The sequence below is a fragment of the Arcicella rosea genome, from assembly GCF_040543805.1.
Taxonomy (GTDB): Bacteria; Bacteroidota; Bacteroidia; order Cytophagales; family Spirosomataceae; genus Arcicella; species Arcicella rosea.
In genome coordinates this window covers 42,076-66,577 of record NZ_JBEUMS010000018.1, presented here as the reverse complement: position 1 = coordinate 66,577, position 24,502 = coordinate 42,076, and the positions used below count along the sequence as shown (strand labels likewise).

General features: G+C 33.6%; 17 protein-coding genes. 9 read left to right on the top strand and 8 right to left on the bottom strand.

Going from position 1 to position 24,502, the window contains the following annotated elements; all coding sequences use genetic code 11:
• Positions 1-232 precede the first annotated feature (232 nt).
• Positions 233-772 (top strand): MarR family winged helix-turn-helix transcriptional regulator, encoded by a 540-nt coding sequence (locus ABID42_RS20395; RefSeq protein ID WP_367285234.1) that lies wholly within the window; start codon positions 233-235, stop codon positions 770-772.
• On the opposite strand, the gene coaD is transcribed toward ABID42_RS20395, so the two are convergent.
• Both coaD and ABID42_RS20385 read right to left on the bottom strand, forming a co-directional pair.
• Positions 762-1,220, bottom strand: coding sequence for a pantetheine-phosphate adenylyltransferase (gene coaD, locus ABID42_RS20390; protein WP_323697544.1), 459 nt, complete (start codon positions 1,218-1,220; stop codon positions 762-764). The genes ABID42_RS20395 and coaD overlap by 11 nt on opposite strands.
• Before the next feature lie 50 nt (positions 1,221-1,270).
• Positions 1,271-2,137 (bottom strand): DUF3822 family protein, encoded by an 867-nt coding sequence (locus tag ABID42_RS20385; RefSeq protein ID WP_367285233.1) that lies wholly within the window; start codon positions 2,135-2,137, stop codon positions 1,271-1,273.
• 184 nt (positions 2,138-2,321) lie between these two features.
• On the opposite strand from ABID42_RS20385, the gene ABID42_RS20380 reads away from it, so the two are divergent.
• On the top strand, positions 2,322-4,565 hold the full coding sequence (locus tag ABID42_RS20380) for a beta-N-acetylhexosaminidase (RefSeq protein ID WP_367285232.1): 2,244 nt from the start codon (positions 2,322-2,324) through the stop codon (positions 4,563-4,565).
• Positions 4,566-4,857: 292 nt separating this feature from the next.
• Here the strand turns inward: ABID42_RS20380 and ABID42_RS20375 are convergent, their stop codons facing one another.
• Positions 4,858-5,559 carry a hypothetical protein gene (locus ABID42_RS20375; protein ID WP_367285231.1) on the bottom strand — a complete coding sequence of 234 codons (702 nt, stop codon included), beginning with the start codon at positions 5,557-5,559 and terminating at the stop codon, positions 4,858-4,860.
• 173 nt (positions 5,560-5,732) lie between these two features.
• On the opposite strand from ABID42_RS20375, the gene ABID42_RS20370 reads away from it, so the two are divergent.
• On the top strand, positions 5,733-6,164 hold the full coding sequence (locus ABID42_RS20370; RefSeq protein WP_367285230.1) for a GNAT family N-acetyltransferase: 432 nt from the start codon (positions 5,733-5,735) through the stop codon (positions 6,162-6,164).
• Between the two features lie 136 nt (positions 6,165-6,300).
• On the opposite strand, the gene ABID42_RS20365 is transcribed toward ABID42_RS20370, so the two are convergent.
• From ABID42_RS20365 to ABID42_RS20355, 3 genes are all read right to left on the bottom strand, one after another.
• Positions 6,301-8,469, bottom strand: coding sequence for a carboxy terminal-processing peptidase (locus ABID42_RS20365; RefSeq protein WP_367285229.1), 2,169 nt, complete (start codon positions 8,467-8,469; stop codon positions 6,301-6,303).
• A gap of 4 nt (positions 8,470-8,473) precedes the next feature.
• On the bottom strand, positions 8,474-9,220 hold the full coding sequence (bamJ, locus tag ABID42_RS20360) for a BamJ family beta-barrel-assembly machinery protein (protein ID WP_367285228.1): 747 nt from the start codon (positions 9,218-9,220) through the stop codon (positions 8,474-8,476).
• 175 nt (positions 9,221-9,395) lie between these two features.
• On the bottom strand, positions 9,396-10,241 hold the full coding sequence (locus ABID42_RS20355; RefSeq protein WP_367285227.1) for an MBL fold metallo-hydrolase: 846 nt from the start codon (positions 10,239-10,241) through the stop codon (positions 9,396-9,398).
• 114 nt (positions 10,242-10,355) lie between these two features.
• Between ABID42_RS20355 and ABID42_RS20350 the strand changes: the two genes are divergently transcribed.
• The 6 genes from ABID42_RS20350 to ABID42_RS20325 all read left to right on the top strand — a co-directional run bounded on the left by ABID42_RS20350 (position 10,356) and on the right by ABID42_RS20325 (position 21,891).
• Positions 10,356-11,108, top strand: a complete 753-nt coding sequence (locus ABID42_RS20350; RefSeq protein WP_367285226.1) for a patatin-like phospholipase family protein — start codon at positions 10,356-10,358, stop codon at positions 11,106-11,108.
• 355 nt (positions 11,109-11,463) lie between these two features.
• Positions 11,464-14,577 carry a SusC/RagA family TonB-linked outer membrane protein gene (locus ABID42_RS20345; RefSeq protein ID WP_367285225.1) on the top strand — a complete coding sequence of 1,038 codons (3,114 nt, stop codon included), beginning with the start codon at positions 11,464-11,466 and terminating at the stop codon, positions 14,575-14,577.
• A gap of 20 nt (positions 14,578-14,597) precedes the next feature.
• A complete protein-coding gene (locus tag ABID42_RS20340; RefSeq protein ID WP_367285224.1) occupies positions 14,598-15,944 on the top strand; it encodes a RagB/SusD family nutrient uptake outer membrane protein in 1,347 nt (448 codons plus the stop codon).
• Between the two features lie 446 nt (positions 15,945-16,390).
• The gene (locus tag ABID42_RS20335) at positions 16,391-19,579 is read left to right on the top strand and encodes a SusC/RagA family TonB-linked outer membrane protein (protein ID WP_367285223.1); all 3,189 of its coding nucleotides are present in this window, start codon (positions 16,391-16,393) and stop codon (positions 19,577-19,579) included.
• A gap of 96 nt (positions 19,580-19,675) precedes the next feature.
• Entirely contained in the window at positions 19,676-21,280 is a 1,605-nt protein-coding gene (locus ABID42_RS20330) for a SusD/RagB family nutrient-binding outer membrane lipoprotein (protein ID WP_367285222.1), read from the top strand.
• Between the two features lie 35 nt (positions 21,281-21,315).
• Entirely contained in the window at positions 21,316-21,891 is a 576-nt protein-coding gene (locus ABID42_RS20325; protein ID WP_367285221.1) for a hypothetical protein, read from the top strand.
• Positions 21,892-22,071: 180 nt separating this feature from the next.
• Here ABID42_RS20325 and ABID42_RS20320 read toward each other — a convergent pair whose 3' ends face one another.
• Together ABID42_RS20320 and ABID42_RS20315 are read right to left on the bottom strand one after the other, a co-directional pair.
• Complete coding sequence (locus ABID42_RS20320; protein WP_323688931.1) at positions 22,072-22,428, bottom strand: LytR/AlgR family response regulator transcription factor; 357 nt, start codon at positions 22,426-22,428, stop codon at positions 22,072-22,074.
• A gap of 140 nt (positions 22,429-22,568) precedes the next feature.
• Positions 22,569-24,227, bottom strand: coding sequence for a 7TM-DISM domain-containing protein (locus ABID42_RS20315; RefSeq protein ID WP_367285220.1), 1,659 nt, complete (start codon positions 24,225-24,227; stop codon positions 22,569-22,571).
• Positions 24,228-24,502: the final 275 nt, after the last annotated feature.

Genomic DNA, 24,502 nt, shown 5'->3' with positions numbered 1-24,502 from the left:
TTGAATAAAATGATTTTCTTGAGTAAAAAGCCCGTGAGAATCAGGCAATAAAATCTTTTGACGACACAAAGGTAAACTAAGTTTACTAAATTAGTCAAGTACATTGACAATTATTTTTTTTATGTTATCTTTGTATAAAATTTAGTAGATTCAATTCTCCTAAATCCATACAAACAATATTAAAGACTTATAAAAATCAACAACACGTTGAAATCGTGTTGCATAAAAAGCCATGAATGAGGATAAATTATCGGAACTCTATCTTTTTAAACAAGATAAAGATCGCCATATCGGTCGTTTGATTGCGAAGTCCCATCGCTTAGTAAGAGAAATTGCGAGTGAATTTTTACGTGCAAAAGGTTATACTAATTTCAGAGTTGGGCACATGGTTGCTTTAATTCATATTGATTTAGACGGTTCTAACATCAATAATCTGGCTTCGTTGGCAGGTGTTACCAAACAAGCTATGAGTAAATTAGTGAAAGAATTACAAGACGAAGGTTTTGTGAGTATTGAAAAACATCCAAATGATGCCCGTACACTTATTGTTAAACTAAGTGATAAAGGCATTAGTACAATGTTACATTGGAAAGAATGTACCGCTAATATTGAGTCTAAATTTGCTGAAGTAATTGGTTTTGAAAAAGTAGAGCAACTCAAGAATATTTTATCAGATGTTGTTAGCAATTATGATAACAACAATTCGCTTTTGATGTCGGATAAAAGTCTATTAAATCAGAATTTGGCAGATTCTAATCCTTCTACTTATTAATATTATAAGGTAAAAAGGTATCAATATTGGTTCCGTAACGATACAAATCACGAATAATAGTTGAACTAATGGGTGCTAAGTGTGGAGAAGTAATTAGAAAAACGGTTTCTAAACCATCCACCAAAAAGCGATTTACTTGTGCAATAGAGTTTTCATATTCAAAGTCTGTTGTGTTTCTGAGTCCTCTTACTAAAAAATTAGCACCCATTTCTTTGGCAATATTTGCCGTTAAGTTATTGTAGGCAACAACTTTTACGGGTTTTCCTTCAAAAGTTTCCTCAATCCAAGTAATCATTTTTTCGATTGGAAAATAGCGAGCTTTGCTGCTATTATGCCCAATTCCGATGATAATTTCATCAAACAACGACAATGCTCTTACAACAATATCTTCATGTCCTTTCGTGAAAGGGTCAAATGAACCTGGGAAGAATGCGATTTTTTTCTGCACGATCTTGTTTGTTTTATTAATTTTTATTTGTGAATGCTGAATGGTAAAGCTTAAAATTCAACATTTAAAATTCCAATATAACGATGTTCCTCTATTTGATTTTCTAATAGATTTTCATGAATTATATCTCCAATTTTCACTTTAGGTAAGTACTGATTCAACAATAAATAATCAACCGATTCTGCATTAACATTTCCATACAATCTAATAAATATTTCGTCTGGCTCAATTTCTAGTTCACTCATTACAAAAAGTACATAGTAAACTAAATCTTCTGAAGTTTTATAATGAAAACGATTACAAAACTTCAAAGTACCATTAATCGAAATCACCATCGTAAAACTATCTTTTCCAAAATGTAGAAAAGCCGTTTGTGCTTTACTAGAACGAACTGCAAAATCAATCAACTGACTAGCAAAATGTTGATATTCTAAATTCAAAAGCGGATAAACTTCTTCAAACCAATTGAATAATTGTCGTTCGCTACTATAAATATTAATAATGCCTAAATCAGCATGTGTTTTTACTCTTACTTCTTCGTCTGTTTCAATTATTTTCCCTTTTGCCAATTGTAAATACTTATTCGTGTATTCTTTTCTAAACAATGACAAAGGCAACAATGTGAACGAATGATTATCAATTGAAATATAAACGTTTTTCCATTTCAAAGATTTCAAATAATCATGTTCTGCAAAAATGATTTCTAAATTGGCAACTATCGAATGGCAATGCGGTTCAACGGGCAATTGATAACTTTCTAAAGCAAGCAGTGAATTATCAAGCGAATCTTTTACCCAATAATGAAAATACGTCTCCGACAACGCTATACTAAGTTGATACTGAGTGATTTTCTTAGCATCAAAATATGGAGAAATGAATTTCACTTTCGGTAAAATATGTAAAGTATCTGTTTTCAAAAGGAATTAATTAAAATATGTTTACAAAAATACGATTCTATCTTAATTAATTAAAGATTATCCTCAGAAGCCATTCATTTTAATGTTGACAAGTTTTAATAAGTATTTTTTTATAAATTTCTACTTCTCAATTTAGTCATTATCCACAAGTATTTCATTCAACAATACTTCAATCCAATTTAAAATGAATCGTATCATTCTTTTACTTCTTTGTCTTTGCTCGCTTAGCAAAGTATTTGCGCAAGCACAAGTCAATATTATTCCATTGCCAAAGCATCTTAGCCTATCGCAAGGTTTCTTCCGAATCAACAAAGAAACAAAAATTATCAACCTTACGAACAATGCTGAAACAAAAAATGCTTTAAAACCACTCACCGAGAAATTACAAAAATCAGCAGGTATTAATCTTAGTTTTCAAACAAAAATCAGCAAAGCAAATTGCATTGTGATTGAATTGGATAAAAATCTTACAAATCCAGAAGCTTATCTCTTAAAGATTTCTCCTTCAAAAGTTAGTATCAAAGCAACCAATTCTTCTGGAGTATTTTATGCCGTACAAAGTATTTTACAATTATTGCCTCCTGAAATTGAAAAGAGTACTTTCTCTTCAAAAATAGACTGTAAACTTCCAGCTCTGACGATTGAAGATGCTCCAAGATTTCCTTACAGAGGTATCATGTTGGATGTTTCTCGTCATTTTATGCAGGTAGATTTTATTAAAAAGTACTTGGATGAATTGGCAGCATTAAAACTCAACCGTTTTCATTGGCATCTTACCGACGGACAAGCTTTTCGTTTTGAAAGTAAAAAATATCCTTTATTACATACAGCAAAATCACCTCAATGGTCAACCAACGAAGGTTTTTATTCGCAAGATGAAATGCGAGACATCGTAAAATATGCTGCTGAAAGATTCATTACGATTATCCCAGAAATTGATGTTCCAGCACATTCAAATGCTGCTTTGGTGGCTTATCCGCAATTTGCTTGTTTAGATAGCACTGGCAAACAATTATTATTACAAGGAGAATTTTGTCCGAAAGATGAATCAATTGCTTTTGTCAATGATATTTTGGATGAAGTAATGGAGATTTTTCCAAGTAAATACATTCATATTGGCGGTGATGAAGCCTCAAAAACTGCTTGGCATAAATGCCCGAACTGTCAGAAGAGAATCAAAGAAAAAGGCTTGAAAAGTATTGATGAGCTACAAAGTGATTTTATCAAAAGTATCGAAGAACACGTCAATCAAAAAGGCAGACAAATTATCGGTTGGGATGAAATTCTGGATGGAGGTTTAGCGCCCAACGCAACCGTAATGGCTTGGAGAAGTATTGAAAGTGGCGGAACGGCTGCCAAATTAAAACATCAAGCTATCATTTCTCCTACTTCGCATTGCTACTTAGATTATTATCAATCCGAAGACCCGAACGAACCTTTGGCTTTTAGTGGTTTTATTAATTTACCTAAAATTTATAGTTTCGAACCCATTCCAGAAGGCTTAACAAAGGAAGAAGAAAAGTATATTTTAGGTGGACAAGCAAACCTGTGGACAGAACAAGTACCTGTGGGTTCACATGTGGAATACATGACTTTTCCTAGAGCGGTCGCTTTAGCAGAAGTAGATTGGTCAACGAAAGAATCAAGAAATTATGACCATTTCTTAAACCGTTTGAGCAGTTATTTGAATCGCATGGATTATCGACAAGTAAATTATGCCAAACATTTTTATGAAATCAAAACGAGCATGTCAACCACGGCAGACAATGCCATTCAATTAGCTTTCAATTGTGATAATGGCAACGCTCCTATTTATTATACTTTAGATGGAACAAGTCCGACCTTAGCATCTGCTCAATACAAAAGCCCAATTGCTATTCGTGAAAGTAGTACGGTAAAGGCTTCTACCGTAATGAAAGGAAAATTAGTCGATGAAATCACAAGAAAAATCACTTATAACAAAGCCACAGGAAAAATAATTAATTTAGATACTCCTGCCGACCAACGCTATAATCGTGGCGGAGCAAAAGCTTTAACAAATGGTATGTTTGGCGGAGAAAGTAGATTTGGTGACGAAGAATGGTTGGGTTGGAATGGTTTAGACTTTGGAGGCACTTTAGATTTTGGCAAAGAAGTTTCTATTCAAAAAGCAACATTCCGTTTCTTCCACAAACCATCTAGTTGGATTTGGATACCTTCTGAAGTAGAAATTTTAGGTTCAAAAGATGGCGTGAATTTCACAAAGATAACTTCTCAAAAAGTAAGCGTTCCTCAACAAGAAGGTGTTGTTACATTACCAGTAACGTTCAATCAACAATCATTAAGGTTTATCAAAATCATTGCCCATTCATTCGGTACAATTCCAGCCAATTCAACAGGTGCAGGTGATAAACCTTGGTTGTTTGTAGATGAGATTGTGGTGGAGTAAAATAAATTTTAAACACGAGTAATCTCGAATTTTAAAATCATAAAAAAGTGGTCTAAATTAGATTTTAGACCACTTTTTTATGATTGATGAACAATGAATTCCTACTGTTTGAGCGAAGCGAGTTTAGGAATTCTTGATTTTTTTGTTACTTTTTGTATCAAGACAAAAAGTAAGGACGAGAACAAATCCTAAAACTTATAAAACACCTAAAACTTATTTCTTTGGATGGAAAATTCGAGAGGACTCTTATTTACATTTATAAATCATATAATTAGTAAAATTATACTGTTGTTTAAATAAGAGTTACATCTTCTTCAATACAGTTGATATTAGAAATTTTGGGATGCTCATTAATTATGCGAGCCAAGTTTATTAAGTCTATTAGAACAAAATTAAGAATTTCATACTTCGCATTAAAGTGTTGTTTTTCATTTTTAAAAATGATATATAGATGATGATATTTAAACTGAATCTCTTTCATATCTTTTCGATTTGTTAGATGTATTCCATTATTATGAATTGTATTTCTAATATTAGATAAAACATTTAGTGCCTTCCATTCATCTCCTTCCTTATCTATTTCTAACAACTCAAAAACATTTTTTCTAATATTATAAAACTCTTCGGTTATGATAGAAGAAGTATTTAATTCCATCAAAATTCTACGGAAAAACCTTTCTACAACTCCCGTTAATGAAAAAATAAGTGCATTTCTATTATAGGTAATGTAGCTCTCATGTATTTCAAACGCACCATAATTATCTGTCTGTAACTTTTGTTTGACCCAATCAATATTAGATATATTCTCAATTATATAACTAATATTAAGATTATGAGATATTAATATGTTATTGAGTTGATTAATAAAAATAAATCTAATGTCATTTTCAAATTTCCATTTTTTATTTTTCATCAAATAATCACAATATTGATTTACAATAGCTCTAATCTGTTCACTTTCTTTTAATACATTCTTAAAATTTTCGCCTATCATTGATTTTTTTGTTAATTGTTAGTAACAACATTATAATTTAATATAACCCTTGTATGAACTGCTAAATATTACTAAACTATATAACTTAAACTTTTAAGTTTACATACAAAAACAAATATAAATTCTTTACAAACCTCTTTTTTTAAATTTTGAAAGAGGCTAAATATTTAGAAATGATACTAATCTCAGAAAGTAAACCAACGGATTTGCCAGCCTTAAGAACATTATTTTTTCAAGAAAGAATAAATACTTTTACTTGGCTAAATACTTATTTATTTTCCATTGCTGATTTTGACAAAGAAACAGCAGGAGAGTTTGTACTTGTAGCTAAAGAAGATAACAAAATCGTTGGATTTATTACTGTTTGGGAAGAAGATAACTTTATTCATCATTTATTTATTGACGAAAAACACCAAAATCAAGGAATTGGAACAGTATTAATAAAAGCTGTCGTTGATAAATTTGGTTTACCTATCAAATTGAAATGTTTGTCTAATAATATCAAAGCAGTAGAATTCTACCAAAGAAAAGGTTTTGAAGAAAAAGGAAAAGGTGCAACAACCAATGGTACTTTTATTCTTTTTGAGCTTAGGAAAAGTGTATAGAAGTTGTTCGTCAAACACATTACTTTTGAAACGTCCAAAGCAAATTTGAGACCTTTAGTATTTCCTCATCAAATAAAACAAAAAATCCACTCATATTCTGAGTGGATTTTTTAAGCTACTTTCAAAAAACAAATATTTACTTCTTCTTATCAACATTAGTAAGCTTTACTTGAGAAGTCGTTGGATTCAACATAATGAAATCTGTTAAAATTCTCTCGCTTTCTTTTAAATAAGTATCTTTACTTCTTCTGTCTTTCAAAATTTTCAATTTAGCTTGAGCTATACTCGTCGAATCTGTTGGTGCTTTTTCAGGTTCTTTTTCTGTAGCACTTGTCAACTCATCTCCTAAATCAGCTAAATTTTTCTTCTTTTGATCTTCTATTTCTTTACGTCGTTTATCTTCCTGTAAAGAAATTGTTTTCTTTTCTTTAGCCTTTTTGATATAATTAATATCAGCTACTAATTTTTTCAAATCAGCATCTGTTTTTAATCTATCTTGATACAAAGCTTTCAATTTAACAACCGCTTGTTCATTTACATCAGTCGTTGGGGAATATTTGGTAGAAGCAATCATATCCCAAGGCAAAGCACTTGGCTGAGAGCTTTCTCCAAATTCAGAAGCACTGAAAGACGAAGGAAATTCAATATCAGGCGTTACTCCTTTGTGTTGAGTACTACTACCTGTAACACGATAGAATTTTTCCATCGTAATTTTCAGTTGCCCTACTCCTTCTGGTTCACCTTTCAAGAAACGGTCTAAATCAACTAAACTTTGAACTGTGCCTTTTCCGTAAGTCTGTTCTCCAATTACTAAACCACGTTTGTAATCTTGGATAGCACCTGCAAAAATCTCAGAAGCAGAAGCAGAAAAACGGTTAACTAATACCGTAACAGGACCATCATAAGTTACAGAAGGGTCTCTGTCATTTTCAACACTAATTTCTCCATCTGACTGGCGACGTTGAACAACTGGACCTTGCGAAATAAATAAACCTGTTAGACTAACCGCTTCGTTCAAGAAACCTCCACCGTTATTTCTAAGGTCAACAATTACTCCGTCCACTTTTTCAGCTTTCAATTCATTCAAGTATTTTTTAACATCAGCAGTGGTACTCTTATAGCCTTGTTCGCCATTTCTAGCGCCTTCTGCATCACGATAAAAAAGTGGAATCGTAATCAATCCTAATTTAAATTCTCTTCCATCACGATTAAAATTCAATACTTCTTTTTTAGCCGTTCCGTCTTCAAGTTTAATTTTCTCACGAACTAAACGTACTTCTTTTGGTACTGAACCAATCGGAGCATCACTTGAAAGAATTTTCAAACGAACCACAGTATTTTTAGGTCCTTTGATAAGCTTCACAGCATCATCAGTAAACCAACCTACAATATCTTGATAAGGTTTATCGTCGCCCTGAGCTACAGCAACAATTCTATCTTTCGGATTCAGTAATTTACTTCTGAAAGCTGGTCCACCTACGATACAATCTACAATCATTACATAATCGCCTTCGTTTCTGAGCGTAGCACCAATTCCTTCAAAAGATTGTGCCATTTCTTGATTGAAACTTGAAGCCGTTTTAGGAATAAAATAAGTCGTATGTGGGTCAACACTCTCGGTGAAGGAATTCATAAATTGCTGAAATACGTCCTCACTCTTCGTTTTATCAAAGTACTTTTCGGTACGCTTATAACGCTCTCTTAAATCTTTGATGGCAGAAGTATCTGCTTTTCCGCTAATTTTCCAATCAAGTAAAGTGCTTTTTACGGCTTTTCTCCAAATGTTATCTAATTCTTCTTTGGATTTTGCCCATGCAGCTTTTTCACGGTCTGGAGTGTAGGTTTCATCAACCTTAAAATCTACTGGTTTAGATAACACAGAAGCTACAAAAGCAAAACGCTCTTTCGCTCTGTTTCTGAATACATTATAGATTTGGTAAGCGGCAGTCAATTCTCCATTTCTTAATTGGTCATCCAATTGAAAACGGAACTTCTCAAATTCTGTAATATCAGCAGCAGTGAAATTCATTTTATTGAAATCCAATTCTTTGATATAATTATCGAAGATTTTAGAAGAAAGAGAGTCATTCAAAGGCACACGGCGATAATGATAATTACTTAGGATTTCTGTCACTAAGTTTTCGACTTTCTTTTGAGTAGCAGTCGGTTGTAAATCATCGGCCGCAAATTTATAATCTGCTCCAGAAAGAGCACTATTATTGTGCGAGAAGGACTGTAAGCCAAAAAACGCAAGCAGCGAAATTGGCACAAGAGCAAGAAAGTATTTCATCATCTTATTTTTCATTAGTCTATTTTTCAATACCCAACAATTCTACTTCAAAAACTAAAGTAGAATATGGTTTGATTGTTGGGCCACTTCCAAGAGTACCATACGCTAATTCATAAGGAACAAACAATTTCCATTTAGAACCTACTGGCATTAATTGAAGCGCTTCTACCCAGCCTTGAATTACACCTGTAACTGGAAATGAAATTGGTTCACCTCTATCTACTGAACTATCAAACACGGTTCCATCAATCAATGTTCCGTGATAATGAGTTTTTACTTTATCATTCGCTGTTGGGATTGGTCCATCACCTTTTTTCAAAATCTGATACTGTAAACCGCTCGCCAAAGTAACAACGCCTTCTTTCTTTTTATTTTCTGCCAAGAACTTCTCGCCTGCTAATCTGTTTGGTTCAAATTGTTTAGACTGTTCTTTTTGCATATACTTTTGAAGTAACTGATTCGCCTGCATATCTGTAATTGGCGTGGTAGCTCCTTTCATCACTTCATTGAAACCCTTTTGCAAAAGTTCTGCATTGATTTCAATGTTTTGCATCTTAAAATTCTGTGCCACTAAAATTCCTAGTCCATAACTAGCTGAATCTTTTAAAGAAGCCAAAGCAATTGATTGTGTTGATGTGTTAGCTGGTTTAACGGCAGTTGTTTTAGGTTTTACAGCTACTTTTTTAGCAGTTGGTTTAGTTTGTGCATTTACAAAAAATGGAGTCAAAACTACGCTTGAGCAAAGTAAGATATTCTTTAATTTCATCTGTTTTAGGAACGAATCAATCTTAAAATTTTAAAATACTCCCGAACGATTCGCCCTTAATTCAGAAGATATTTTGTTTGAATTAGAAATTATATAAATAAACTTATTTTTATATTTCTTAAAGTTAATAACGAAAATTGATGCAACAAAATTATTTCACTTTGGGAAATAGAAATCAAAGAAAAGCATCCAATCTTCCATTGTCCTTTACTTTAAAGCCTTTTTCTGTCATTTTAATACTGGCACATTCAACTGTTGGGTCATGATCGAAAAACAAAATCCAGTCATTTTCAACAGCTTGGTTCAACAAAACACTTTTTTCCTCCATCGTTTGTAGCGGTCGAACATCATAGCCCATTACATAAGGAATAGGAATATGTGATTGTGAAGGAACAGTATCAGCGATAAAAAGTATTTTTTTCCCTTGATAAGTAATCAGTGGCATTAACATTTTTTCTGTATGTCCGTCAGCCGTCAATATTTCAATATTACTAAATGGTTTTTCTATTACTTTATCCGTAAAAAACAATTGTCCTGCTTCTTGAATCGGCAAGATATTCTCTTTGAAGAAAGTAGATTTTTCTCTTTGGTTAGGATGAATCGCAGACTCAAAATGCGCTGAATGAGTCCAATAGCGAGCATTGGGGAAAGTCATTTCAAAATGGGTTCTATCAGCATTCCATTTCACGGCACCACCGCAATGGTCAAAATGCAAATGACTCAAAATAACATCCGTCACCTCATTTTCAGCATATCCTTTTGCTCGAATAGATTTCACCAAATCGACTTCCCCGTGTCGGTAATAATAACTTTGCCATTTGTCATCTTGTTTATCGCCCATCCCAGTATCAATCAAAATCAGTTGATTTCCATCCTCAATTAATAAACACCTCATTGCCCATGAACAAAGGTTATTTTCATCCGCAGGATTAGTTTTCTGCCAAAAAGATTTAGGAACTACTCCAAACATTGCTCCACCATCTAATTTAAAATTCCCCGCATCAATGCTATGTAATTTCATTCTTAATATGATTTTGTTTCAATAAGCTTTGCAATTTATAAGAAGTTGCTTACTTTGAGAAGTATTTTACACGAACGGATTACAAAGAGTATCAAGCAAAAACAATCTAAAACTATGAAAATCGGTCTAGTTCTTTCGGGTGGCGGCGCCAGAGGTATTGCTCACCTTGGTGTATTAAAAGCTTTACAAGAAAAAAACGTAGCAATTTCGGCGATTTCGGGTTGTAGCGCTGGTGCTATTGCTGGAGCAATGTTTTCAGCGGGGTACTCGCCCGATAAAATCTTTGAAATAGTAGTTTCAACCAATACACTGCGAGCTTTAAGACCTGCTTGGAGCAGAGTGGGATTGCTTAATATGAAAAAAGCAGAAGAAGCTTATCTAAAATACATTCCTCATAATTCATTTGAGCATTTAAAAATTCCCCTTACCATTAACGCTACCAACCTGTATGCGGGTGAAAGTATTTATTTTTCTAGTGGCGAATTACTCAAACCAGTAATGGCTTCATGTTGTATTCCGGGACTTTTTGAACCTATCATCATGAACAATCAGACTTTATTGGATGGAGGAATTTTAAACAATATGCCCATAGAACCGTTAAAGGGGAAATATGATTTCATTATTGGTAGCCATTGTAACCCTTATGGAATGAACCAATTACCAAAATCAATGGCTTCGATGGTTCAAAAATCTCTTTTTTTAGCGATTAATAATAACTCAAAAAGTCGCTTAGCCCTGTGCGATTTATTGATAGAACCGCCACTTCTTAAAAATTTTGACCCACAGGACGTTCGTAAAGCCAATGATATTTTCAAAGTTGGTTATGAATATGCCAAGTCATTATCTTTACCAGAAAATATACTTTAAGATAATTTAATCTAAAAAAAATGCAAAAAATATTTTTTTATTAGATTTTATATTGACAATATCCAAAAGTGTTTTTAACTTAGCATAACTCTCCTCGCTGCTACTTAATTACAACACAAAAAACATAAAATTTCATTTTTATCAAAAAATGAAGCAAATTAGCATCCTTAATTTTCATTTTTTCACAAAAAGTGTACTTACAAAACACATTTTGCAATCCTTTTTTTAGGAATTTTACAAAATCAGATTTTTCATTCAAAACGTCAATCTGTAACAAATCAAGAAACCCAAAACTAAATACATAGAAAAGTACAATTCACAAACTATTTTTTTAATCAATTAACCCCAATATTTCATGAACAAACGTTTATTATTTATCAATCTACTTCTGTTTTTGGGATGTTCTTTGAGCATGATTGCTCAGGATCGTCGCATTTCAGGAAAGGTAACTTCAGCAAGCGATGGCTCTGCTTTACCTGGTGTAACAGTTCAAATAAAAGGGATTTCTAAAGGCACTCAAACGGATGCTAGTGGTAGCTATTCATTGAGCGTTTCGAGCAATCAAAAAACAGTAATTTTTAGTTTTGTTGGTTTTACTTCACAAGAAGTTGAAGTTGGTAGTAAATCTATTATCAATGTTTCATTGAAAGAAAATGTTAAATCATTGGAAGAAGTACTAGTTGTTGGTTATGGTACACAAATCAAACGTGACATGACTGGTAATGTAGCTAAAATAAAATCTTCTGATATTGCAGATATGCCAGTCCCAACATTCGACCAAGCTCTTCAAGGAAAAGCAGCAGGTGTACTTGTAAACGCTGGTAGTGGTAAGCTAGGACAAGGTATTCGTATCAACGTTCGTGGACAATCTTCTATTTCTGCAAACACACAGCCATTATTTGTGATTGACGGTATTCCATTAACAACGAATAACCTTTCTTTCCAATTTGGATCAACAAACCCATTAGCAGATATTAACCCTCAAGATATTGAGTCAATGGATATATTGAAAGATGCTGCTGCTTCTGCAATATACGGTGCTCGTGGAGCTAATGGTGTTATCATAATAACTACAAAAAAGGGTAAAGTTGGACAGACTAGAGTTAACTTCGGATACCAAGTTGGTTCAAGTACACCAACCAAAAAATTGCAATTCCTTAATACAGAACAGTATGTTAAATTCTATAGACAAGCAGCAGCAAATTCTGATAGAATTGATGGCTTAGATCAAGCTGACCCTGATTCATATACTTCTTACATGGAAAATTTCTATGTAACACAAAGTCTTGGTACTTTTGGTACTCCTCAACAAACTTCAACTACTTGGGGTGATTTAGCTTATCAAGATGCTCCTATGAACCAATATGATATGAATATCACTAGTGGTTCTGAAAAGACTTCTATCTTTATGTCTGGTCAATATTTAGACCAAAAAGGTATTCTAGTTGGAAACGCCTTAACAAGAGCAACTGGTCGAATGAACTTAGAACATGCCTTGACAGATAGATTCAAAGTAGGTATTAATATGTCGATGTCAAGAACGCTGAACAAACGTTTGTCTGGTGACCGTCAGTTTGATAACCCAATGCAAATGGTGGCATTACCGCCAATGACTCCTTCAACAGACCCTGCTACTGGCTTACCAACGGGATCGCTTCCTGGTGATGCAAGTATTCCATATTATTACAACCCACTTGTTAACATCGGTAATGCCTTTTATAATACAACCGTAAACCGTACCATTAGCAGTGTTTATGGACAGTTAAAAATCACCAAAGATTTATTCTTACGTTCAGAATATGGAGTTGATGTCTTGAGCCAATTAGAAGAACAATTTTATAATTCATTAACAGCTAGAAATACTGGTGTTCCAGGTGGCTTAGGTCGTTCAAGAACTGTACGTGTCGAAAACTTCAATACAAACAATTTCCTTGGTTATACCAAAGCATTTGATAAGCATATCTTTGATGCAACGCTTGGATTCTCTTTCCAAAAATCTGAAACAAAACGTCATTTCATCGAAGGACAGGACTTCCCTTCAGATTCATATCAAACAATCTTTGCGGCAGCACGTAAAACAGATGGTAATTCATCCGAAACAGCTTTCAGTTTCTTATCATATTTTGCAAGAGCAAACTATAAATTTAACGATCGTTATTTGTTAGGTGTAAGTGCACGTATTGATGGTTCTTCAAGATTTGGTACGAATCAACGATATGGCTTCTTCCCTGCTGCTTCATTAGGTTGGGTAGTATCTGAAGAAGAATTCTTAAAAAACAATAAAAGCATTAGTTTCTTAAAAGTACGTACAAGTTTTGGTAGAACAGGTAACGCTGAAATCGGTGCAGATGGTAGTGGTGCTTCTACAAATACTATCAACTTCCCACAGAGAGGTTTATATGCAGGTGATGCAGGATATGGAACTATTCCCGGACAAAGACCTATTCAATTAGCTAATCCAGATTTAAGTTGGGAAACTACAGACCAATTTGACTTAGGTGTTGATTTCGGTTTTTTCAATAATCGTTTATCTGGTGAAGTTGATATTTATCAAAAAAACACTTCAAATCTATTATTGAATGTTAACGTACCGGGTTCATCAGGCTTTGCGACTCAAACTAGAAACATCGGTAAGTTACAAAACAAAGGGATAGAATTTGTAATTAATTCAGATAATCTAGTTGGACAATTCAAATGGAAAACAAGCATTAACATTGCCAAAAATGCCAATAAGGTGACTAACATTCAAGGACAAATTATTGAAGGTGGGTTAAACAACATGAGCCGTGCTGTAGAAGGTGAACCTATTGGTACATTCTTTACTGCTGAATACGCTGGTGTTGACCCTGCCAACGGAAATGCGTTATGGTATAAAAACACTAAAAATGCAGACGGTTCTATTGATCGTTCTACTACAAATGTTTACACACAAGCGCAAAGAGTAGTAGTAGGAAAAGCATTACCAGATTGGACAGGTGGTATGACAAATACATTTAGTTACAAAGGCTTTGATTTAAGTATTTTTATTAATGGTCAATTAGGTAATGAAATCAACTTCTATGGTGTAGGTAGATATTCTTCAGCAAATGGTCGTTTTGAAGATAATCAAACTGTAGATCAATTAAATGCTTGGACAGTTGATAATAGAAATACCAATATTCCTGAAGCACGCTTATTCTATAATAATGGTGCCCAACCTTCTAGCAGATTTATTCAAGATGGTTCTTTCTTGCGTTTGAGAACTGTTACATTCGCTTATAATCTTCCAAAAAGTGTGTTAAGTAAAGCTAAAATCAATAATATGCGAGTGTACGTTTCAGCTCAGAACTTAGCAACATTAACTAAATACACTGGTTGGGATCCTGAAGTAAATGCAGATGACGTAGTTTCAAATATTGCTCAAGGTTATGACTTTTACACAGCACCTCAGGCTCGTACTATTACGTTTGGTATTAATCTTGGTTTTTAATCTTAATTGAAGAAAATAATATGAATAAGATAATAAAAAATATATTGATTGCAAGCATAGCTTTAAACACTTTTACAGCTTGTGACAAAGAGCTTGATATTGACCCCAAAGTTAGTATCGATGAATTAGCAGCCCTTAATACATCAAAAGATGTGCAAGTAACCTTAGTGGGTGCTTATGATGGCTTGAGTGATGGAAATGTACTTGGTGGTGGTAACCAGTATATTAAAGAATTATTAGTAGATGACAGAGACGTTGTCTTCGGTGGCACTTTCACTACTTTAGATGAAATTTGGAGAAAAACAATCAGCACGACTAATGCCGATGTGACAAACTTATGGATGGATAGTTATAATACTATCAACAGAGTGAACAATGTTATGTCTGCAATCGATAAAGTTGATCAAGCTGAACGTGCTTCTGTGGAAGGACAAGCAAGATTTATTAGAGGAATGTTGTACTTTGAACTGGTAAATTTATATGGTAAATTTTGGGGAGATGGTGATAATAATACCAACTTAGCAGTTCCTTTAGTATTAACGCCTACTCGTGGTATTACTGCCGAAGATAACCGTACTCGTGCTACTGTAGCTCAGATTTATACACAAGTATTAGAAGACTTGACTAAAGCTGAACAGCTACTACCTGCTTCATTAACAAATACTGGATTTGCTACAAAAAATGCAGCAGCAGCAATATTGTCAAGAGTATATTTAGCTCAAGGAAACTACGCTTTAGCTCGTGATGCTGCTAACAGAGTAATTACTTCAGGAAAACATAGCCTAGCTCCTACTTTTGAAGATGCCTTCAACGATGATGCTAATGCTGAAGAATTAATTTTCAGAATTATTGTTACGGATCAAGATGGTGTTAATGATTTAAATACATTCTATGCTTCATCTTCTAACCAAGGACGTGGAGACATTCGTGTTCAATCAAAACATCTAGCGCTATATTCTTCTGAAGACACTAGAGGTCAATTCTTCAATGTTCTTAATAGAAATGTATTTACTTTGAAGTTTGCAGATAGATATGCAGACTTACCGATTATTCGTTTATCAGAAATGTATTTAACCAGAGCAGAATGTAACTTTCGCTTAGGTACTGCAATAGGTGCAACTGCTTTATCTGATATTAATTTAATTAGAGCAAGAGCTGAAGCAAATATTCTATCTAGCTTGACTCTGTCTGATATTATCAAAGAAAGAAGGCTTGAATTAGCATTTGAAGGAAGTAATTATCTTGATATCAAAAGAAATAAACTAAAAGTAGGTACTGTTGACTATAATGCCAATTCATTGGTACTCCCAGTTCCACAAAGAGAAATAGATACAAACAAGTCATTAATACAGAATTCTGGCTATTAGTATTAGTTAATCATTACAACTTATCCAAAACCACCCTAAATTCAGGGTGGTTTTTTTGTTTATATTCTAAATCTACTCAATGTGATTCTATAAATACCTAATTTTTCAATTGTTGTAAAAGTACAAATTGAGTATTCACAATCAAATAGAACATCTTACTTAAGTATTTTTATCCTGCTTATACTAAGTACTTTTTACATTTTCATTCATCTACAAAAAAAGGTTATACATCATAACAATATTTACGTTAGTCGAATAAATACAACAAATAAAATCTTATAAAATCTATCTTATATCGGCTTCATTAAAAACCTAAGTAATTTATTGCAGATATAATAAATATTTTTAATAATTACTTGGTTGGTAAAGTACAATTTTTTAAATTAGATATTGTTAGAAATAACACAATATCATTAAACTAAATTAAACCAAAACTAAATTATTAAATGAACAAAAAATTACTAACGATTTTCCTCGTTATGATGACTTGTTGTGTAGGTATTTATGCGCAAGACAGAAAAGTAACAGGGAAAGTGACCGCAGCCGAGGATGGCTCAGGTCTTCCAGGAGTGTCTGTTCAATTGAAAGGTAGTACCAAAGGAACAACCACTGATGCTAATGGAAATTACTCTCTCCCAGTAAGTTCGAGTGGCACAATCCGATTCACATTTGTTGGCTTCGCTCCTAAAGAAGTCGCAGTAGGTAGTCAAGCTGTTATTAATGTTCAGCTTACTAGTGACAATCAACAATTATCTGAAGTAGTAGTAACAGCACAAGGGATTGTCAGAGAAAAACGAGCACTTGGATATTCTGTTACTTCATTAGACAAAAAGGTTATTGAAGATAAGCCTCAATCAGATATCGGTCGTGTACTTCAAGGTAAAATTCCAGGTGTAAACATCACTTCAACTTCTGGGGTTACTGGTACAGGTACAAACATTACGATTCGTGGTTATTCTTCGATTACGGGTTCTGTACAGCCTTTATTTGTTGTTGATGGTGTACCTTTCAACTCAAATACCAACACTCGTGGTGGTTTTACAGGTGGTGGACAGTCGTCTTCAAGCCGTTTTCTTGATATTGACCCCAACAATATCGAAAACGTAACAGTATTGAAAGGGTTGGCTGCTACAGTTACTTATGGTGACCAAGGTAGAAATGGAGTAATTTTAATTACTACTAAAAACGGCACTAAAAAAGCTAGAAAAACAGAATATTCTATTACTCAGTCTGTTTTTACCAATACGGCTCACTTGCCTAGATACCAAAATTCTTATGTGGGTGGTTTTCAACAAAACTTAGGATACTTCTTTAGTAACTGGGGACCTTCATTAGAAGAAGCTAAAAATTATGCTTCACAGAATACCAACACAGCATTAACAACTCACCCTTACGCATTTTTAACTAACGCTGCTGCTAGAGATGCAATGGCTTCGTATGTAGCATCCGTTACTCCTTATACCATGCAATTCTTCCCTAACAACGTTAGTGATTTTTTCCGTACTGGTATTATTGCAAATACTTCTATGAACATTTCTGGAGGTGGCGAAAAGGTTAGTTATAACATATCGGCGGGTTATAACAATGAACAGGGTTATATTCCGAACAATGGTTTGAAAAGATTGAATTTAGGGCTAGGATTAAACGCTCAATTATCGAAAAAATTGACAGTTAACACTTCGTTTAACTTCTCAAATACAGACCAAACATCTCCTCCATTAAGTGCTGGACAAGGTAATAATGCAAATGATTTCCCTTCAGTTTTGGCAAACGTAATGTTTACGCCACGCCAAGTAGATTTAATGGGCTGGCCTTACGAAAACCCTGTAGATGGTAGCTCTGTATATTTTAGAAGTGGTAACGATATTCCTAACCCAAGATGGATATTGAACAACTATAAAACCACTGGTGTTGTAAACAGATTCTTTTCTGCAACATCATTCAATTTAGATATCACTAAAGAACTTGCTTTGATTTATAAAATCGGTTTAGATACTTATGATGAAACGCAAGAATTTTTACTAAACAAAGGTGGGGTGTCTTTTGTAAATGGTTTTTACAATACACTAAACTTCAAGAATACGATTTGGGATAACTCAATGATTCTTTCGTACAATAAAACGGTATCTGATAAATTAAGCTTATCAGCTAAATTAGGGGGTAACATGAGAAATGATAGATTCTCTCTCTATAATATCTCAAGCCAGAACCAATTAGCACGTAATTTATTTCGCCACTCAAACTTTATTGATAACGTAGCATCAAACTTTACTTCAGAACAAACTCGTTATGGTATTTTTGGAGAAGTTACTGCTGACTATAACAACTATTTGTTCTTGAATTTAGCTGGAAGAAATGACTGGACATCTACAGTAGAGGCTGAAAATCGTAGAATTTTTTATCCATCTGCCAGCCTTTCATTTGTTCCTACTACTGCCTTTGAAGGACTTAGTAGTAATGCAATTAATTTCTTGAAATTTAGAGTTGGCGTAGGTACTTCTGCTGGTTTCCCTAACCCGTATCAAACAAGAAATATCTTAAATCAAAATGCAAGAGGTTGGTTAACATCTTCTCCAATTCAAACACATTCAGTTGACAATAGTTTAGGTAACCCAAATCTAAAACCTGAATTGCATACTGAAACTGAATTAGGTTTAGAAGGTAAATTATTCAATAATAAAATTGGCTTCGACCTTACTGTGTATCGTAGAGATACTAGAAACTTGATTACAAGTGCTCCTTTGGATGCTTCTACAGGTTATACAAGTACTACGATTAACGTTGGTAAAATCAGAAACCAAGGGATTGAGTTTAGTTTAACAGGAACACCTGTAACAAAAGGTCCATTCTCGTGGGATGTAACTTTGACGTATTCACGCAATACTCCAGAAGTATTAGATTTAGGTGGAACTATCCAAGAAGTACAAGTAACAGGTTTTGGTTCATCATTGGGCAATTACGCTATCGTTGGTCAGCCATTCAACGTAATTAAAGGAACTGGTTTCCGTAGAAATGCTGAAGGTAAATTATTGATTGATGGTTCTGGAAACTTACAGGCAACTACTTCTCCAGTGATTCTAGGTGACCCTAACCCAGCCTTTGTTTCTAGTATGATTAATGGATTCAATTACAAAGGACTAAGCTTGAGCGTAATGGTTTCTTATCGTCATGGTGGAGCAATGTACTCATCTTCTGCGGGTGCTTTGTTAGGTCGTGGTTTAACGATTGAATCAGGTAGTGAAACAGGTTATGACAGGGCTCAAACTTTTATCTTCCCAGGTGTTAAAGCAGATGGTTCAGCAAACGACATCCAAGTTACTGGTTCTGATATTAACTTCAACAACGTTTATTTCTTTGGTGATGAAGGTAGAATCTACGATGGTTCAACTATTCGTCTACAAGAAGTATCATTATCTTATAGCTTGCCTAAAAAGTTTTTGGGTAAATTAGGTATTAAAGGTGCAAGTATTGGTTTGTCGGGTAATAACTTATGGTACAAAGCTTTACACATTCCAAAAGGTTTGAATCTTGATACAGATAATTTAGGCTTAGGTGTAGGTAATGGTTTAGGTTTTGAATTCTTGACCGGACCAAGCTCTAGAAGACTAGGAGGAACATTGAAATTGACTTTCTAAACAACGACAAACATTGCTTAGGGAATTCTAATTAATGATATTTTCATTATAATTCATAAAAAGATGATAAATAAATTCATAAAATATTTGTTTGTTTTGTCAGCCATACTGGTAAGCTCGTGTAAACTCGACTTACTTGACAATCCAAACGCAGTAACAACTGGAAATACCGATATAAACTATTTAGCGAGTCAAATCCAGATTAGTTACTCAGGTCATTTTAACCAATTAAGTGACCCAGGAATGCGATTAACCAGAATGTTGAATGCTGGAGCTGCCATTTATGATAATGCTGTTACTCCGGGAGGTCTTGATGGAACTTGGACTACTGCCTATGCTGGTATTTTGAACGACATCAAAACGCTCATTCCTTTAGCTGAAAAAGGCGAGTTTTTTGTTCATTCAGGTATGGCTCGTTTCCTTAGAGCATCTGTAATGGTAAACTTAGTTGATGCTTTTGGAGATGTACCTTACTCAGAAGCTTTGGATGCAAGTAATTTCAACCCTAAAACTGATGGTGGTGCTTCTATATATACCGCTGCTTTAGCGGATGTTGATAAAGCTATTGAGAACTTCGGAGCTAAATCTAAATCAGGTTTAACAACAGACCTTTATTATTCTGGAAATGTTGATAACTGGATTCGTGCTGCAAATACTTTGAAATTGAAAATTTTATTGAACAAAAGATTGATTGATGCAGCTAGTTCAAGAACAGCAATCAATAGCTTAATAGCTGGTGGAAAATTAATTTCATCTACTTCACAGAATTTTACTTTCAAGTTTGGTATTAACCAAGTAAACCCAGATAATAGACATCCTAGATATGCTGGTCAATATTCGTCAACAGGTGGTGGAGATTATCAGTCTAATGCCTACATGGGTAGCATGTATGATAAAAAAGACCCAAGAATTCGTTCATATTTTTATCGTCAAGTTATTGTCAATTCTAAGGATGTCAACGAAATCCGTTGTATTACGAATCAAAAACCTAACCACTACGCTGCAACAGATTACTACTGTTTACCAACTAACGTAGGGTATTGGGGACGTGACCATTTGAGTAACGAAGGTATTCCACCAGATGGATTAAGAAGAACAGCTTGGGGATTATACCCTGCTGGTGGGCAATACGACAATGATAATGGTAAACCAGTAGCATTAGTAACAGGTGCGGCTGGTGCTGGAATTCACCCAATTTTAATGTCTTCATTTACAGACTTTATGTTGGCTGAATCTGCCATTACATTGGGTACAACTGGCGATGCTAAAACGCTTTTGGAATCTGCTGTTCGTAAATCAATGACTGATGTTCGTACTTTTATCTTAGCTTCTGCTGAAGGAGGAAAAATAGCAACTTTCGAAGCCGCTAATAATATAGTATGGGCTAACGAGGTAAACAATTATGTTACAGCTGTATTAAGTGCTTATTCATCTGCGACTTCAGATTCAGACAGACTTAACATCGTAGCGACTGAATATTACTTTGCTTTATATGGTAATGGTATTGAGTCTTATAACTTATACAGAAGAACGGGAATGCCTAAAAACCTACAGCCAGCTTTAGACCCAAATCCTGGAGCATTTATTCGTTCTTTCTATTATCCTACCTCATTTGTTAGTAGAAACGCAAATGCTAAACAAAAGGCGAATATGACTTCTCCGGTATTCTGGGATAATAATCCTGCAACATTGTTCAAATAATATTAGCTTTTGAATTTCCTTAAAATTAAAATATCATGAAAAACATTTTAAAATATTCAATTTTAATGATTTGCGGGCTAGTAATATTAGCTTGCAAAACCGAAATAGTTGAACCAATTGATTTAGATGCTCTTGAGACTGGTGGATATGTCCGTACTGTAAGTCCATACCCTGTTTCTTCATCTACTTTCAACTATAAAATTACAGACATGGGTGGTACAAAAATGGAGATTGTTGCTGAGGCTGTAACGCCAAATAAAGGAGCAGACTTTGCATCTTATGAATTGTTTGTAAAGTTTGTGGATGCTACTGCTTCAAATGGCACAAAAACTACGTCAATACTCCCTCTTAAAACAATTCTTGCATCAGCATTTACTAAAGATGCTATTACAGGATATCCTAGAGCAACAATTACGGTAACAGGAACAGAAGCTTTAGCGGCATCTAAACTTGTTATAGGAGATATTGCAGCAGGTGATCGCTTTGAAATTACAGGCACAATGAAACTTACTAATGGTAAGACTTACAATGCTGCTAACACTGGTGCAAACATTACTGGTGGAGCCTTCTATAGCTCACCATTCTTTTACAGAGTAAACGTTTTGCAATAGTATTAAAAAGGCATCATCCGAAACATTTGTTTTGGGTGGTGCCTTTAATAAAAAAACCTGCCACTAAAGTAAAAACTTTATTAGCAGGCAAAGAATCCAGAAAACTAGATTCTACTTTGGGTGTGTTAGGTTTTTGAGAGACAATGACATTACTTTTAGAATGTCTTTATGTGTTTAACTTTATCTTGACTTCTTCTTCAATAAAATTGCCTTAGGCGTTTTCCTAATAGCTTCTCTGAACTCACTTATTCTTCTTCTTGATACAATTAATTCTTGACCATCTTCCAGAATTATCACTAACTTTTTATCTTCCTTTCTCCATCCATTCATAAAGGCAATATTCACTACATGATTGTTGCTTATTCGTATGAAAGTGAATTCATCATTTATCCTTTCTTGCATCACTCTTAAAGTACGAGCCACAAGCAAACGTTCTTGATTTGTGGTATGGACAGTCGTGTAGTTTTCATCACTCTTTAAATATAAAATTTCGTTTAGAGCAATTTGACTACTTTTTGTTAGGTATAATTTTTTCATAATCTTGGCAAGTATTACTATTACAAAAATGCAATTTTTAGTTCTTAGGTTATTAGCTCGAAATCGACAAAAATTAGCTCATTTAGTACATTTTACCAAAAAAATACTATTTTAAACAAACGATACTAGGTAAAGTACTATTAATGCGTTTTCAACCAATCAGAGGGTGATTTTCCATAAAATTCTTGAAAAACCTTTGTGAAATATGAAAGACTTTCAAAACCTACTTGAAAGGCAACATCTGAGATATTTCCATTACGATTTTTTAATAATTCGGCAGCTTTTTTTAATCGATAATTTCTGATGTATTCTACTGTTGTTTGATTGGTCTGTGTCTTTAATTTTCTCCTTAATTGAACCGCACTTAGGTTCAAAGCATCTGCTAAATCAACAATATTGAAAGTGCTATCTGAAAGTTTATTTTCAATTATTTCATCTATTCTTTGTAAAAAAACATCATCTGGTGGACTCAAAACATGCTCCCCTTTTATTGTTTTTAAGGCTTTATTTAACTTATTATTTTTGTTCTGTTCTTTATCAACATTACTTGTTTCAATCAATTCTTCATCTGAAAAATCAGCAATTGTATTTACCAAAATTGGTATTTTAGCTTCTACTTTTTCAGGTTGTATGCGCTTAAAAAAATGAAAGACTAAAAATATGAAAAATACAATTTTTGACATTTCTGCAAGAAAAATAATATGATGAATCCAATCGAAATCAATGACTTGCAATAACCTTAATTGTAGAAATAAAAAACCTAAAAAGCTAAATAAAAAAGAGCAGACAAAGTATCCTTCAAGTTTGATTTTTTTGTAGTAAGCATAAGCAAAGAGTAAAAGAATTGTGATTTCTGCAAGCACAGAATTCCAAACATTCATTTTTATCCATTTCCAATTATAATCTACACATATTGCAAATAACAAGGTAAAAGTGGCAAGAATAATGAAATATAAATACCATTTTATCCATCTTGGAAATTGCGTAGTGATTGGCAAAATATAAAATGTTAAAACGATTTCAGGGACAACTAAAAGTCGATAAGGAAAAGTATTAATAAGCGATGAAAGGATTGGATTACTGGTAAATAAATCTCCAAGTGACTCATGATATCCTAACACAGTGATAGAAATGCAAAAGGAATAAAAGGCAAAAACGCTATAGGCATTTGTTTTTAGTAAGAAAAAAGCAATGATTCCAATCAATAGATTTCCAAAAAGTTGAACCCCATCGAAAAACCAATTTCTACGGTCGTCTGAACGGCTTTTAATTTCTTGAGCCTTTTCGGGCATCACCAAAAATTTTGTATAAAAACCTCTTTGGCTAGTAATTTTTATATAAAGTGTCTTGGGTTGGTTAGCTAATAGAGGAAAAAGAACAATTGGGTGATTTGAGCTATAATTTCTTTTTTCTTTAGCCACAAAACAACCTCCTTTTATAATATTAAAATTATTGTTTCCATTTGGGATGAAAACATCAAAATACTCAATTAATGGATTTCCACATTCAAATGACCAATTAGTAGTTTTTGAAGAATATAAAGTAATTTTGAACCAACGAGTAACGTCAGAAAAACCAAAATGAATTGCTTTTTGGGGATGAGCAATAAACTGTCGATGTTGAATATCACGAAGTGTTAACTTAACATTATTCGTTTCATAATACTCTACAAAAGACGAAATATCTAACGGAGAAGTAGTTTTTGATAAATCTATGCCTTTGGCTGATGCACTTAACCCATTAAAATAAAAGCATACAATTAACAGAACAATTCTTTTGAGAAATTGAGAAATTAACATTTATTACTTAGTTCGGATTCAAATTACATAGTATATGGTTCACAGTAATTAAATTACAAGACCTCAATACCCAACGTTGGGTAAACAAAAATCTCATATTTAACAAAAATGAACCTTAATAGTATGATATATATTTTAGTGTGTTGTTACAACAAAGATAATAAAGATGAACGCTTAAACAATTATTTAATCGAAAAAAAAAGCCCTTTCAATCAAGAATTTATTTTTATGCTATTTTACAGTTTATATATAGCTAACAATTCTTTCTCTTAAAC

Excerpts from the sequence above, each read along its gene's own strand:
- ABID42_RS20315 (WP_367285220.1), bottom strand. The coding sequence starts at position 24,227 with ATGTTAATTTCTCAATTTCTCAAAAGAATTGTTCTGTTAATTGTATGC.
- ABID42_RS20395 (WP_367285234.1), top strand. The coding sequence starts at position 233 with ATGAATGAGGATAAATTATCGGAACTCTATCTTTTTAAACAAGATAAA.
- ABID42_RS20370 (WP_367285230.1), top strand. The coding sequence starts at position 5,733 with ATGATACTAATCTCAGAAAGTAAACCAACGGATTTGCCAGCCTTAAGA.
- ABID42_RS20345 (WP_367285225.1), top strand. The coding sequence starts at position 11,464 with ATGAACAAACGTTTATTATTTATCAATCTACTTCTGTTTTTGGGATGT.
- ABID42_RS20355 (WP_367285227.1), bottom strand. The coding sequence starts at position 10,241 with ATGAAATTACATAGCATTGATGCGGGGAATTTTAAATTAGATGGTGGA.
- ABID42_RS20350 (WP_367285226.1), top strand. The coding sequence starts at position 10,356 with ATGAAAATCGGTCTAGTTCTTTCGGGTGGCGGCGCCAGAGGTATTGCT.
- ABID42_RS20380 (WP_367285232.1), top strand. The coding sequence starts at position 2,322 with ATGAATCGTATCATTCTTTTACTTCTTTGTCTTTGCTCGCTTAGCAAA.
- ABID42_RS20320 (WP_323688931.1), bottom strand. The coding sequence starts at position 22,428 with ATGAAAAAATTATACCTAACAAAAAGTAGTCAAATTGCTCTAAACGAA.
- bamJ (WP_367285228.1), bottom strand. The coding sequence starts at position 9,220 with ATGAAATTAAAGAATATCTTACTTTGCTCAAGCGTAGTTTTGACTCCA.
- ABID42_RS20325 (WP_367285221.1), top strand. The coding sequence starts at position 21,316 with ATGAAAAACATTTTAAAATATTCAATTTTAATGATTTGCGGGCTAGTA.
- ABID42_RS20340 (WP_367285224.1), top strand. The coding sequence starts at position 14,598 with ATGAATAAGATAATAAAAAATATATTGATTGCAAGCATAGCTTTAAAC.
- ABID42_RS20365 (WP_367285229.1), bottom strand. The coding sequence starts at position 8,469 with ATGAAAAATAAGATGATGAAATACTTTCTTGCTCTTGTGCCAATTTCG.
- ABID42_RS20375 (WP_367285231.1), bottom strand. The coding sequence starts at position 5,559 with ATGATAGGCGAAAATTTTAAGAATGTATTAAAAGAAAGTGAACAGATT.
- ABID42_RS20335 (WP_367285223.1), top strand. The coding sequence starts at position 16,391 with ATGAACAAAAAATTACTAACGATTTTCCTCGTTATGATGACTTGTTGT.